Raw genomic sequence first — 13,068 nt, 5'->3', positions numbered from 1 at the left:
ACTCAGACCTTTTCTTCGATTGCAGGCTCGATATCTGGGCGCACGGGTTCAGCCTCCATTTCAATCACCTCGGACTCAGCCTCTGCTTCCGGTTCGTCAACCTCTGGCTCGGGTTTGTCCTCAAGCGCACCCACGATCAGCGGCAACATGTGAACCCCGGTGGCCGAGGCGATCTCGGGCGTTTGCGGTGTTTGCCAACTGAGCGTGTCAAAGCTGTGGCAGTTCTGACAGACAGGGGCCCACTCGGGCTGAATGTCATGGCAGTTGTCACAGACCCATTGCGGTCCGCGCGGCGCATTCAGGGCTTTGGCCAGCCACCCCTGCACAACCGCGTCTGATGCGCCTTCGCCGCGTTCAATTGCGGCCATCAGAGTATAGGCCCGCGCATCCCCCTGCTTTTCGACCACATCACCCAGCGCACGCCGGGCTTCGGGAAAATCCTCGGCCACGATGTTCAATTCAGCCAGGATCAGGCGGGTTTCAATATCTTCGGGGTGCACACGGGTCAGCGCGGTAAAGCGCTTGATGCGCTCGTCTGGGGTTTCATCCGGAACGATCTCGGCGAAGGCATGGGCCAGATCTGGATGGGGCTGAACCTCCCACGCTTTTTTCAGGATCTTGGTTGCCGAACGTGGTTTGCCCTTTTCGATATACGCGCGCGCGGCCATTGCTGCCGCTGGTACCAGATCAGGGGACAAACGGTTGGCTTCAATCGCATGTTCGCGTTGTTCAACCGTTGCGGATTCGTCCAGAATCCCTTTGGCTTCGGACAGTGCCAGCACCGCATCGCGACGCTTGTACACGTCGCGCGGCAAATGACCGGCCTTCAGCTTGGCGGTCAGGGTAGACCGGGCCCCGGCCCAATCCTGCGACTTGGTTTGCAATCCCAACAAAATATCCTGCGTTTCCTGATGCCGCGGCTTGATCGCCAGTGCCTTTTCCGCAAGCTTGCGGGCGGTGTCATCATCACCTTCGGCCAGCTTCTGTTTCAGGATACCGCGAACACCGACAAAGCGCGTGGCGTTATTTGTGACCAGCTTGCGATAGGTCTCGGACGCTTTCTTGGTGTCGCCGTTCATCTCGGCGGCCTGCGCCACCAGCAAGTTCGTCAGTTCAGGTTTGTTCAGCAGTTTTTCAGCCTTGGTCGCCTTGTTCATGGCAACGCGGCCTTCACCCGAGGCCAACGCCATCAACCCGTCAGCCAATGCCTGATACCCACGCTGTTCCCGGCTGCGGTCGAAATACCGCGATAACGCGGTTTCATCACCGTTGAGAAATTTCAGCGTGGCAATCAACAGGGTCAGCAGCTTGAAGAACAGCCAGATCGCAACAACCATCACGCCCAGCGCGATGACCGACTGCAACGGTCCCAGCGTATATTCCATTCCACCTGCGGTGATCTGCACGCCACCGCTGGTTTCCATCAGGAAGCCCGCGCCCACAGCCAGCAAGCCGACAATCGCTACAAAAACAAGAATCTTAAAAAGTGACCACAGCATGGCAGGTCCTTCAGTTCGAGTTCGCGCCAGAGGATAGCGCATATGCGGCGTCGACCGCGGCACCCCGCGTTTGTGCCGCCTGTTCCCAATCGGCCATCGCAGCTTTTGCCGCCTCTGGCAGGGACTTGAGTTCATTCAACGCGCCGGACAGGTCACCGTCTGACAACGCGGCCTGCGCACGGGACAGTACTGCATCCGGGCCATCCCCATCCTGCGGCGTCACAGAACGCGCGCCTGTCTGGCGCTGCAGGAAGGCAACCAGTCCGACGCCTTTGTCAGCCTCTCGTGCGTCAGCAAGCGCCGCGCGCGCAGATGGTTCAAACGACTCGCGCAGCTCCGCAAGTGTTGCGACACCCTTATCCGCCGCGGCGCTCAAAGCCTCGGGCACGTCAACACCACCGGCCGAGAGTTCGGCAATCAGGTCCGGGTAAGGCTGGCCCGAGTCCAGCTCACCGCGCAGCTTTGAAAGAATCGCGGCATTTGTTGCGGCCATCGCCTCGGCCGAGGCTTTCGCCTCAAGCGCCTGCGTGTCTGCCACCATCTTTTCAACTTCTGCACGTTGGGCGGCCAGAGAATCCTGTAATTTCTTCAACTCTGCTTCAAACGCAGCCGTTGCTTCGGGTGACGCGCCCTGCGTCAAGGCCCCGCTTTCAATCTCACCCAACCGGGCGGTCAGCGGCTCAATCTTCTCGGCCAATCCCGCCAGACTGGACTTAACGGTATCCAGATCAGCGGTGATAGGGGCCAGTTGCCCAGTTAACGCATCGACTTTTGAGGCAAGTTCCGAGCCACCGGAAACCGACTTGGTCAGGGATTCAATCTGGCTGGCCTGTTCGGCTAGCTTGGCCTCCAACGCCGCGATCTGATCTGACCCGTCGGATGAGAACATGTTGCTGTCACCAACCGTAAACCCGATGGCTGCGGCCAATACGCCGCCCAGCAACGCGGGCAAAAACCCACCACGCTTCTTGGTGTTGCGCTCAGCAATTTTTTCCTTGAACCGTTCAAGCTTGGCTTCGGCTTCGGCTTCGGCTTCGGCTTCGGCTTCGGCTTCGGCTTCGGCTTCGGCTTCGGAAACCGGTTCTTCTACGAGCTTAACCTCGTCAACCGGCGTTTCCTCGGCCGTCGCAGCAGCATCGGCTACGTCGTCGACCTTGGGGTCATCCACCGGCTTTTGATCGGTTTTCTTACTACCAGCCAACGCAATATTCCCTTTATCGAATCCGAAATGACCTGAACTACAGACCCAACTAAGTTAATCTGTGGCCTCGTCGCCCTCAACCCGCAACGCATGTTTCACAAGCTTTTTAATGGCTTTCCGCATTTTCTTCGGAGTCGGTTCCTTGGCAATCTTCAGGCGTTCAGAGCCCAAGGAATAAAGGGGTTCGGCTGTCGCAGCGCTGATTGCAGCCAGCATCAAGGGTGCCGTTCCATGCCAGATGTCGGCAAAATGTCGCGCTGTTCGGGGTGAAAAAATAGGGGCAATTACGGGCTCTTTTTCGAACGCGGCGGCCTCGGCTTCGGATGTCAGCGGTAACAATCGCTGCTGATACACGGGCAGTTCGCGCACAGTCAGGCCGGATTCGGTCAGCCGTTCAGCGACACTTCCACGCGTGTGTTCTCCGCGCAGATGCAGAAGCGGGCTGTCGGGTCTGGCTTGCAGCAGGGCGGCAACCAGTTCTTCGGCAGTCTGGCCCACCATCTGCGCCTGCCATCCTGCACCTTTGGCCGTTCCAGTGGTTGCAGGGCCAACACAAAAAGCAGGCAGAGCGCGATCCACGCCCATAGACGCCGCGGCATTAACCGCATTGGCCGACGTAAATATCAGACCGCGCACATCCGTGTCGTTTACCTGAACCGGCAAGGGCTTGATTTCGAGGATCGGGGAATAGATGACCTGAACCCGTGACCTGACCCGGGTTGGCAATTGCGCAACGAACCTTTCCGAGGCGGCGCGAGGGCGGGTCATCAACAAATACAACGGCGGTGCCCCTGGCCTTGGGATTGTTTGCATCCGCGCAGGGTGATACCCCGCTTTGCAATCAAGGTGTAACGGATCAGGCCAATGGTGCAAAGACTTACTGTCCTCGGGCTGGAAAGCAGTTGTGACGACACAGCCGCCGCAGTCGTGCGCCAACGTGATGGCGCCGGGGCCGAGGTGCTGTCATCGGTTGTTTTTGGCCAGACGGATCTGCACAGCGCCTTTGGCGGCGTCGTCCCCGAGATCGCCGCCCGCGCCCATGCCGAAAAACTGGATACCTGCGTGTTGCAGGCGCTCGAATCCGCTGGGATGACCCTGGATGACGTCGACGCCGTTGCCGTTACCGCAGGTCCGGGTCTGATCGGCGGGGTCATGTCCGGTGTCATGTGCGCCAAGGGCATCAGCGCTGCAACCGGCCTGCCCCTGATCGGAGTGAACCATCTGGCCGGTCACGCGCTGACCCCTCGGATGACAGACGGGATCGCGTTTCCGTACTTGATGCTGCTCGTGTCGGGTGGGCATTGTCAGTATCTGATCGCCCATGGACCGGAAAAGTTCACGCGGCTGGGCGGTACGATTGACGATGCACCCGGCGAAGCGTTCGACAAAACCGCGCGGCTTTTGGGTCTGCCGCAGCCCGGCGGCCCTTCGGTCGAAGCCGAAGCGCGCAAAGGTGACCCGAAACGGTTCCGTTTTCCCCGGCCCTTGCTGGATCGGCCCGACTGCGACCTGTCTTTCTCTGGATTGAAGACGGCCCTTATGCGAATGCGCGACCAGATCGCCGCGGAGAAAGGTGGGCTCACCCGTCAGGATCGGGCAGACCTGTGTGCCGGGTTTCAACAAGCGGTCGTGGACACGCTGGCTGAGAAGACCCGCAGGGCCATCGACCTGTATCTGCAACAAAGCCCGCCTGATCCCGTCATCGCCGTTGCGGGCGGGGTCGCGGCCAATTCTGCCATTCGATCCGCGTTAGAGACTGTTGCGGCCGAAAACGGGGCCCGCTTTACCGCACCTCCGCTGCGTTTTTGTACCGACAATGCCGCAATGATCGCCTACGCCGGGATCGAGCGGTTTCGCACCGGTGCCCGCGACGGACTGGACCTGGCCGCACGTCCGCGCTGGCCTCTGGACCAAACCAGCCCTGCCATGCTGGGCAGCGGTAAGAAAGGTGCCAAGGCATGAGTATCTCCGTTCTGGGTTCCGGTGCCTTTGGGACAGCGTTGGCGATTTCGTTAGCCGGGAATGGGCCAATCACACTTTGGGCACGCGACGTGGATCAAGCGCGTTCGATGCAAAGAGACCGCGAAAACACGGCGCGGTTGCCCAACGTGTCCTTGCCCAGCGCGATCACCGTTACCTCTGACATCGCAGAGGCAGCAACGAACGAGATTCTGCTGGTTTCCGTGCCCATGCAGAAACTACGCAGCGCCCTTTTGGATCACGCCTCTTCTTTTGTGGGCAAGACTTTGGTGGCCTGTTGTAAAGGCATTGAATTATCAACTGGGCTTGGGCCGATCTCGGTCATTCAACAGGTTGTTCCAGATGCGCGTCCGGCCTTGCTGACCGGCCCGAGTTTCGCCGACGACATCGCGCGCGGGCTGCCGACCGCCCTGACACTGGCCTGTGCCGATCAAAATCTGAGCCAACAATTGCAGCACGCCCTGACAACGCCCAACCTGCGCCTGTATCGCACAACAGACGTCACCGGAGCCGAACTGGGCGGAGCGTTAAAAAATGTGATAGCCATCGGATGCGGGGCCACCATCGGTGCGGGACTGGGTGACAGCGCCCGTGCCGCCCTTTTGACGCGGGGCTTTGCTGAAATGCAGCGATTTGCGCTTATGCGAGGCGCGCAGGTCGACACGCTGATGGGGTTGTCTGGTCTGGGCGATCTGGTCCTGACCTGCTCGTCCGAGTTGTCCAGAAATTACCGTTTTGGCCTATCTTTGGGTCGAAATCTGCCTTTCGACACTGCGACCACAGTCGAAGGCGTCGCTACAGCGCGTGCGATGTCCGACATCGCGACACAAGAAGGGCTGGATATGCCCATAAGCGCAACAGTGGCAGACTTGAGCCGTGGCGCCTACAGTGTGCCCGAGGCCATTCAATCCCTGCTAAACCGACCCCTGAAGGAGGAATAATATGCTCATTGCCCTTATCGCCCGCGACAAGGACGGCGCCCTACAAACCCGTTTGGACAACCGCGCCGCGCATCTCGGCTATATCGAGGAAACCGGCGTTGTCGCACAGGCTGGGCCCTTGCTGGACGGTGACGCGATGATCGGTTCATTGATCATTCTCGAGGTCGAGGACATGGCTGCCGCCCAAGCCTGGGCAGACAATGACCCATATGCCAAGGCCGGTCTGTTCCAGTCGGTTGACCTGATCGCGTGGAAAAAGGTCGTGGGCTGATGACGTATTGGCTGTTCAAATCCGAACCCTCGACCTGGAGTTGGGACCAGCAGGTCGCCAAAGGGGACGCAGGTGAAGAATGGGACGGCGTGCGCAACTATCAGGCGCGAAACTTCATGCGCCAGATGGTGGTTGGCGACAGGGGGTTCTTCTACCACTCGCAAAAAGACAAGGCGATCGTTGGCATCGTCGAAGTCTGCGCCGAGGCCCATCCCGACAGCACCACGGATGATGACCGCTGGGAATGTGTGGACATCAAGGCGGTACGTCCATTCACGGCGCCGGTGACCTTGGACGACATCAAAGCGGATGAGCGTCTGGGCGATATGGTTTTGGTCAAGAACTCGCGACTGTCCGTTCAACCGGTCACCGAGGCGGAATGGCAAGTGATCTGCGATCTGGGTCAGACGCAAGCGGAATAATTAAAGGGAAGGCTCTGACGGATGCAGAACCTTCCCTACCCCGCGTGCTCCCTACTCACCACACGCGTATGGAAATGTCTGGTTCTGACCGTCCTGGTCACACCCTGACATTAGCCGAAGGTTTGGGCGCAGTTCAAACCTCAAGTATCTAAAATTTAAGTCGCCCTTTTAGTACGGCGGGCGCGACCGTGGCGCGGAAACTTACCCGTAAACCGACTCTTTCCCGAAATGCTTGGTCAGCATGTAATAGACGACTGCGCGATATTTATTGCGCTCGGACTGGCCATAGGTGTCCAGGGCCTTGTTGATCGCGTCCATCAGTTCCGGACCATCGGACAAACCCAGTTTCTTGATCAAAAAGTTGTTCTTGACCGTTTCAAGCTCACCTTCCTGAGTGGCCGCAACCGTTGACGCATCAGCGTCATAGATCGCCGGTCCACAACCGATGGTGACTTTGGTCAGCAGATCCATATCCGCGTCCATGCCGCATTTGGATTTCAGGTCCTCTGCATATTTGGTAATCAGCTCATCGCGCTTTCCCATAGTCATCTCCTGATTTGGGTAGATTTCAAATTCCCCATCACCCCAATCACGGTAATGGGCAGACGGAATTGAACAAAGGGAAAAATCACCGGCTTTCCCCGCAAAGAAAACCCGACCTTGATTTCAAATCATCCATTATTTAACATATAAGTTAAATTATTAAATCAGGAGGGTGCCATGACCGTTTCCTTGCCCAACGAAAGCCCCGCGTATCGCGAAGCGCGAAACCGCCTGCTGGCCGCCGAAGTAGAATTGCGCGCCAAGATAGAAGATGTCGCCAATCTGCGCCGCAAACTTCCATCGGGTGGCCAGATTCCGCAGGACTACGCGTTCCGAAACCTTCAGGGCGATGATGCGCCTTTGTCCTCGCTCTTTGGTTCACATGATACGCTTGCGATTTATTCGTTGATGTACGGCCCAAATGCAGAGTTACCCTGCCCGATGTGCTCGGCCTTTCTGGACGGGCTGAACGGGCAGATTGCGCACCTTTCAAAGAAGATCAGTTTTGCCGTGGTTGCCCAGAATACACCGGAAAAGCTAACAGCCCTACAAGCAAAGATCGGTTGGCATGAACTGCCGCTATTGTCCGCGCTGGGCACCGAGTACCAGCGCGACTATCTGGCCGAAGCCGAAGACGGAAGCCAATTGCCCATCCTGAACGTCTTTCGACGTACACAGGACGGAATCTGCCATTTCTGGAGTTCTGAGCTTTTCTTCCAGCCCAGCGACTGGCACCCACGGCACATTGATGCCGCGTGGCCGCTTTGGAATATTCTGGACCTGACGCCCGAAGGTCGCGGCGATTTCTTTCCGTCCTTGCGCTGAATATCAGGCACAAAAAAAACGGCGACCTGACGGGCCGCCGTTTCAATTCCGTTATCGCCGAAATCAATAGCGATAATGTTCAGGCTTGTACGGGCCTTCTGGTTTTACACCGATATAGGCGGCTTGCTCGCTGTCCATCTGGGTCAGCTTCACGCCGATACGGTCCAGATGCAGGCGGGCGACTTTTTCGTCCAGATGCTTGGGCAGGATATAGACTTTATTCTCGTACTCATCACCCTTGGTGAACAGCTCGATCTGGGCCAGCACCTGATTGGTGAAGGACGCCGACATCACGAACGAAGGGTGGCCGGTGGCGTTGCCGAGGTTCAGCAGACGGCCTTCGGACAGCAGGATCAGACGGTTGCCCGAGGGCATCTCGATCATGTCCACCTGTTCCTTGATGTTGGTCCATTTGTGGTTCTTCAGGTTGGCCACCTGGATTTCGTTGTCGAAGTGACCAATGTTGCCGACGATGGCCATGTCCTTCATCTCGCGCATATGCTCGATGCGGATCACATCCTTGTTGCCGGTTGTGGTGATGAAGATATCCGCGCTGGCGACTTCGTCTTCCAGCAGGGTAACTTCGAACCCGTCCATCGCAGCCTGCAGTGCGCAGATCGGGTCAACTTCGGTGACTTTCACACGAGCACCTGCACCACGCAGCGAAGCGGCCGAGCCTTTGCCCACGTCGCCATAACCGCAGACCACGGCAACTTTACCGGCCATCATCGTGTCGGTGGCGCGGCGGATACCGTCGACCAGCGATTCCTTACAGCCATATTTGTTGTCAAACTTCGACTTGGTAACGCTGTCGTTCACGTTGATCGCCGGGAACGGCAGGTGGCCATCTTTGACCAGTTGATACAGACGGTTCACGCCGGTGGTGGTTTCCTCGGACACGCCTTGAATCTGATCGCGCATTTTGGTGAACCAACCGGGGCTGGCGGCCATACGCTTGGCGATCTGTTTCTTGATCACCTCTTCCTCTTCCGAACCCGAAACAGGGATGATGTCTTCGCCGGCCTCAGCGCGTGCGCCCAACAGGATGTACAGCGTTGCGTCGCCGCCATCGTCAAGGATCATGTTGGGGCCTTGGTCGAACAAGAAGGACTTGTCCAGATAATCCCAATGCTCCTCCAGCGTCTGACCCTTGATGGCGAAAACGGGGATACCCGCCTCGGCAATCGCGGCAGCGGCGTGGTCCTGGGTTGAAAAGATGTTGCACGACGCCCAGCGTACATCTGCGCCCAGCGCCACCAGTGTTTCAATCAGAACAGCGGTTTGGATGGTCATGTGCAGCGAGCCAACGATACGCGCACCGGACAGAGGTTTGCTGTCACCGTATTCCGCGCGCAGAGCCATCAGACCCGGCATCTCGGTTTCGGCAATATCCAGCTCTTTGCGGCCGAACCCGGCCAATGAAATGTCTTTGACGATATAGTCCCCGGCCATCAGGTACTCCATTCCGGTAAATCTTGGTCCGGGTTGCCCCTAACATCCCTTTGGGGACGTGGCAACGCAGATGGCCGGAAACGGGATTGTTAACGCCTAAATCAGCTTGGCGTGCCGTCTACCTTGATCTTGGGAATGGCTTCGAAAAAGTCGGTGCCAACAGAGACGATGCAACTGATGCCATTTGCATGCGTCACCAGAACGGTAAAGCTTCCCGTTTCCTCGGAGGTCCAGACCTCCATCAACGATTGCGAGCCGCGCGATTTCTGCAATCCGCCAAAGGCCAGCTGTTCCGAGTAGCTGTCCTGAAGCTTGGCGATCACGTGTTCACGCTGTGCGCACGTACTTTTCTGGGCAAAAGCCGGAGGGGCGGTGGCGGCCATTCCAAAGGCCAGTGCAATTCCAAACAAACGCTTGAACATAGCAAGCTCCTTTCGATACGTGTTACGATCGAGAGGGGCACACCGGGAGGAGCATGCGCCCCCCTCGGTACTAGATGTCGGTATCACCGCGCACTTGTTCAAAGCACGATCGCTCAAGAAAAAGTTGGCAGCTGGTGATCTTGACAGGTAAACCATACCACAAAACTGCTGCGCAATCGCCGCTGTTGAAATCGGGCATGGTATAATGGCAACACAACCCAGAGCGTGGCAGAGAATGTTATCCGGTCGCAGGCTGGACCTGCTGGATCCGACGCCAGTTGACATTGAAATCGAAGATATAGCGCACGGTCTGGCGTTTGTGGCGCGCTGGAATGGTCAAACCGCAGGGGATTTTGCCTATTCGGTCGCCGAGCATTCCCTACTGGTCGAGGCGCTTTTTCGCCGGATCGCCCCCAAAGCACCCATTAAATGGCAGCTTGCCGCTTTGTTACATGATGCGCCTGAATATGTGATTGGGGACATGATTTCACCGGTCAAATCCGCAGTCGGCCCGGATTACGGCGCGCTGGATGACAGGCTGGCGGCGGCGATCCACATCCGGTTCGGACTGCCCGCCGCTGTGCCCAAAACGATCAAGCGACAGATCAAAAAGGCCGACAAGATCAGCGCCTGGATGGAGGCCACGCAGATCGCCGGGTTTTCTGAGGCAGAGGCGACCAAGTTCTTTGGCCGCCCAGATAAGACTGTAATGGAGGAGCTGGAGATCGTCTTACGCCCACCGGTAGAGGTGCGACAGGCGTACACGGAACGGCACGCAGCCCTGTTACGTCAGCTTTAGCCGAAAACGAAGAAGCACAGCTTGTTGCCATCCGGGTCACGGACATACGACCCGTAGAAACGGTCAGGCACACGCTGACCGGGCTCGCCTTCGTCGGTTGCACCAAGGCTGATAGCCTTGTCATACAACGCCTTGCTTTCCTCTTTGGACTGAGCGGCAAAAGCGACCATGCTGCCGTTACCAACCGAACACTCGCCCCCGTCATAGGGCTCGCAAACAGCCAGCATAGGTTCACCGAGCTTGCTGCCGATAAAGGCGATGCGTCTCGCGTCGATAATCACCTTCGCGTCACGATCCGAGAAAAGGCCGGTATAGAATTTCTTTGCGCGCTCCATATCCGACACGCCGATGGTCACGTAACCGATCATTTGTAAGGTCCCTGTCTAGCAACTGATGTCCCAAAGCGAAAACTTTGCCAAAGGGACGAAAGATAACAAGTCAAGAAACTGTGACCACTACCGGGGGCTGCGTTTTGCCAGAATCCGCTGCAACGTCCGGCGGTGCATGTTGAGGCGACGGGCAGTTTCGCTGACATTGCGGTCACACAGCTCATAAACCCGCTGAATATGCTCCCACCGCACGCGATCCGCACTCATGGGGTTTTCGGGGGGCGGAGGCAGTTCGTCGTCTTTTGTCAGCAGAGCGTTGGTGATGTCAGTGGCGTCGGCGGGTTTCGACAGGTAGTCGGTCGCGCCAATTTTGACGGCAGCAACAGCCGTGGCGATGGCGCCGTAACCGGTCAGAACCACAACGCGGCTGTCGGGGCGCTTCTCACGCAGCACTTCGACCACGTCCAGCCCATTGCCATCCTCAAGCCGCAAATCCACAACCGCATAGGCCGGCGGACGGGCGGTAGAAATTGCGCGGCCTGCCGCGACCGAGCCTGCGGTCTCAACCTCGAAACCGCGCTTTTCCATCGCCTTGGCGAGACGTCTCAGAAATGGCTCGTCATCATCCACCAGAAGCAGGGATTTATCCGGGCCGATATCCAGGTTAGAGCTGTCCGCCATATTCCGTTCTTTCCGCTATTTCACGCCTTTGGCTAGTTTATGAGTAATAGCAGCGCCATGAGAAAGGTCAAACAGGCCTTGAGTAGTAGAGTCTCGCGGGTCTTCGACGAACAACTCGGAAAGTCATCCGCCCCTGATCACAGGCCGGTTGCGCCCCGGCCCACTCGCATGGTCAAGTATTTTCGCAGACACTTGGAAGGCAAGGCCAATACCTCCCACGCCGTGAACCACAAGGCGAATAAACAACCGTATTTTCTAGTTTTTTGACCATGACGCCAGCGGGAGCGTTCTACTGTTTCACACATGTCTTCGAGTTTAACAGCAGAGTATCTGACCCGTTCGCCAGTCGCTTAACCAGCGCCAAAATATCCCGGCACATTGCGGCGATCCCGCCTGCAAAGTCGTGCACAGTTTATCTTATGTTGCACTTTAGTTGTTAAAGCAGTCTCTGACGATTGTGCTACCATCTGTATCCACAGCGCCGGTATCAAACTTAATCTGTCCGGCAATCCGTGGACGGGTAAACGCGACGGTCTGGTAGGTTTGGGGCGACATAATGAAGTCGCCGAACAAGGGCGTATAATCCAAAAACGCTTCGGTCATAAGTAGCGTGTCACCTTCGGAAAAGAGTGGTGTTCGCGCCTCGTAACTCGCGATCTGATCATTGGTCAGCGCTGACAATCCCGAAGAAGGATGCGACCAACAGAACTCGAGCACGCGCTGGGCCTCATCTTGACAATCCGCTGTGCATTCAATCGTAGAAATCCGCAGCTCGCTGGGATGCTGAGGCCCTACGATATATCGGAAAACGCTGTTCAGACCATTAAAGTAATCCGCGTCGATAAAGGTATCTTCGCGGCTGATCATGTCCGATACTGTATAGGTCGCCTTAGACCGCAAATAGGACATGCGAACCGCATCCTGCACCACCAACGCACCCGTCGTCAGCAGGATCAGAATGGGCAAGGCAAACCCCATTTCGACAAGGGCCGCACCGCTTGTGTCGCGTACAAAACGGCCTATTGCGCGCCGCAACCTGAACTTAAACTCGTTATTCAAAACAAACATATCAAAAAGGCTCGTTCACAAAGGCTGACCGTGAGATAAGAGCGAAATTGCCCAAGTCATCGTAGCGCCGAAGCGATGCCAGCATCGGCATAGGTGGGAAAAGTGACCTTTGGACAAGGCACGCGCGGGCGATCATCAACTGATTTTCGGTCCCTTCCGTGAAGTCGATCGGCGGCTCATATCCATCCGGGGGCGATGTATTCAGGCAATTCGCGCGGCCATTAAGGTTGAATTCCCAATCCGACTTCTCGACCTGACGCACCTCCAGCAGCAGATTTTCGTCGCAATCCCACAAGGACACTTGCGCCAGAGATTTGGCGCAAATGGCGGTCTTTACCTTTTCGTGCGTCGGATCAGAGATCAGCCCCAGCCGCAGCTCGCGGAAGGTTTCGTCCGTCGAGCGATCCAATGCAACTTGGCGCACGATCAAGTAACTGAATTCGAGCGTTATGAACAGAAACAGCAGAAGCAGCGGCAGACAAACAGAGAATTCAACCAGTGTCGTACCGTCTTCGTCCCGCCACCAGCGTCGCGATCGCCGGGCGATACCGGAAAAGGCTCCGTCGCGCTGTGCCGATGTCCCATCGGGCGTTTTGGTTGCATAGGCTATCGTCTGGTATCGCGTCATCAGATCA

Annotated in this window: 16 protein-coding genes; 6 read left to right on the top strand and 10 right to left on the bottom strand. The window is 57.3% G+C overall.

Annotated features, from left to right (window positions below):
- Positions 1–2: 2 nt before the first annotated feature.
- Genes GOV88_RS11230 through GOV88_RS11220 form a run of 3 tightly spaced genes read right to left on the bottom strand, consistent with a single transcriptional unit; the run spans position 3 to position 3,468 of the window.
- The gene (locus GOV88_RS11230; RefSeq protein ID WP_171240485.1) at positions 3–1,499 is read right to left on the bottom strand and encodes a heme biosynthesis protein HemY; all 1,497 of its coding nucleotides are present in this window, start codon (positions 1,497–1,499) and stop codon (positions 3–5) included.
- Between the two features lie 10 nt (positions 1,500–1,509).
- Positions 1,510–2,700, bottom strand: a complete 1,191-nt coding sequence (locus GOV88_RS11225) for a COG4223 family protein (RefSeq protein ID WP_171240484.1) — start codon at positions 2,698–2,700, stop codon at positions 1,510–1,512.
- A gap of 54 nt (positions 2,701–2,754) precedes the next feature.
- Entirely contained in the window at positions 2,755–3,468 is a 714-nt protein-coding gene (locus tag GOV88_RS11220; protein WP_171240483.1) for a uroporphyrinogen-III synthase, read from the bottom strand.
- Between the two features lie 96 nt (positions 3,469–3,564).
- Between GOV88_RS11220 and tsaD the strand changes: the two genes are divergently transcribed.
- Genes tsaD through GOV88_RS11200 form a run of 4 tightly spaced genes read left to right on the top strand, consistent with a single transcriptional unit; the run spans position 3,565 to position 6,314 of the window.
- On the top strand, positions 3,565–4,662 hold the full coding sequence (gene tsaD, locus GOV88_RS11215; RefSeq protein WP_171240482.1) for a tRNA (adenosine(37)-N6)-threonylcarbamoyltransferase complex transferase subunit TsaD: 1,098 nt from the start codon (positions 3,565–3,567) through the stop codon (positions 4,660–4,662).
- Complete coding sequence (locus tag GOV88_RS11210; RefSeq protein ID WP_171240481.1) at positions 4,659–5,621, top strand: NAD(P)H-dependent glycerol-3-phosphate dehydrogenase; 963 nt, start codon at positions 4,659–4,661, stop codon at positions 5,619–5,621. The genes tsaD and GOV88_RS11210 overlap by 4 nt, the downstream gene beginning before the upstream one ends.
- 1 nt (position 5,622) lies before the next feature.
- Positions 5,623–5,892: a YciI family protein gene (locus GOV88_RS11205; protein WP_170386865.1), complete on the top strand. Its 270-nt coding sequence runs from the start codon at positions 5,623–5,625 to the stop codon at positions 5,890–5,892.
- The gene (locus GOV88_RS11200) at positions 5,892–6,314 is read left to right on the top strand and encodes an EVE domain-containing protein (RefSeq protein WP_171240480.1); all 423 of its coding nucleotides are present in this window, start codon (positions 5,892–5,894) and stop codon (positions 6,312–6,314) included. The genes GOV88_RS11205 and GOV88_RS11200 overlap by 1 nt, the downstream gene beginning before the upstream one ends.
- Before the next feature lie 201 nt (positions 6,315–6,515).
- Here the strand turns inward: GOV88_RS11200 and GOV88_RS11195 are convergent, their stop codons facing one another.
- Positions 6,516–6,857, bottom strand: coding sequence for a DUF2853 family protein (locus tag GOV88_RS11195; protein ID WP_171123704.1), 342 nt, complete (start codon positions 6,855–6,857; stop codon positions 6,516–6,518).
- Between the two features lie 177 nt (positions 6,858–7,034).
- Here GOV88_RS11195 and GOV88_RS11190 point away from each other — a divergent pair, with 177 nt between their 5' ends.
- Positions 7,035–7,682 (top strand): DUF899 family protein, encoded by a 648-nt coding sequence (locus GOV88_RS11190; protein WP_171212148.1) that lies wholly within the window; start codon positions 7,035–7,037, stop codon positions 7,680–7,682.
- A 63-nt stretch (positions 7,683–7,745) separates the two neighbouring features.
- Here GOV88_RS11190 and ahcY read toward each other — a convergent pair whose 3' ends face one another.
- Positions 7,746–9,134, bottom strand: a complete 1,389-nt coding sequence (ahcY, locus tag GOV88_RS11185) for an adenosylhomocysteinase (protein ID WP_171240533.1) — start codon at positions 9,132–9,134, stop codon at positions 7,746–7,748.
- A 101-nt stretch (positions 9,135–9,235) separates the two neighbouring features.
- Positions 9,236–9,556 (bottom strand): hypothetical protein, encoded by a 321-nt coding sequence (locus GOV88_RS11180; RefSeq protein ID WP_171240479.1) that lies wholly within the window; start codon positions 9,554–9,556, stop codon positions 9,236–9,238.
- 205 nt (positions 9,557–9,761) lie between these two features.
- On the opposite strand from GOV88_RS11180, the gene GOV88_RS11175 reads away from it, so the two are divergent.
- The gene (locus GOV88_RS11175; protein WP_171240478.1) at positions 9,762–10,355 is read left to right on the top strand and encodes an HD domain-containing protein; all 594 of its coding nucleotides are present in this window, start codon (positions 9,762–9,764) and stop codon (positions 10,353–10,355) included.
- Here GOV88_RS11175 and GOV88_RS11170 read toward each other — a convergent pair.
- The 4 genes from GOV88_RS11170 to GOV88_RS11155 all read right to left on the bottom strand — a co-directional run bounded on the left by GOV88_RS11170 (position 10,352) and on the right by GOV88_RS11155 (position 13,061).
- Complete coding sequence (locus GOV88_RS11170) at positions 10,352–10,723, bottom strand: VOC family protein (RefSeq protein ID WP_171240477.1); 372 nt, start codon at positions 10,721–10,723, stop codon at positions 10,352–10,354. The two genes, GOV88_RS11175 and GOV88_RS11170, sit on opposite strands and share 4 nt — an antisense overlap.
- Positions 10,724–10,810: 87 nt before the next feature.
- Entirely contained in the window at positions 10,811–11,365 is a 555-nt protein-coding gene (locus GOV88_RS11165; RefSeq protein WP_171123714.1) for an ActR/PrrA/RegA family redox response regulator transcription factor, read from the bottom strand.
- 429 nt (positions 11,366–11,794) lie between these two features.
- The gene (locus GOV88_RS11160; RefSeq protein ID WP_171240476.1) at positions 11,795–12,433 is read right to left on the bottom strand and encodes a TadE/TadG family type IV pilus assembly protein; all 639 of its coding nucleotides are present in this window, start codon (positions 12,431–12,433) and stop codon (positions 11,795–11,797) included.
- Position 12,434: 1 nt separating this feature from the next.
- Positions 12,435–13,061, bottom strand: coding sequence for a TadE/TadG family type IV pilus assembly protein (locus tag GOV88_RS11155; RefSeq protein WP_171212146.1), 627 nt, complete (start codon positions 13,059–13,061; stop codon positions 12,435–12,437).
- Positions 13,062–13,068 lie beyond the last annotated feature (7 nt).

It is taken from the genome of Ruegeria sp. HKCCA5491, from assembly GCF_013034565.1.
Classification (GTDB): Bacteria; Pseudomonadota; Alphaproteobacteria; order Rhodobacterales; family Rhodobacteraceae; genus Ruegeria.
This window is presented reverse-complemented; position numbering and strand designations above follow the sequence as displayed.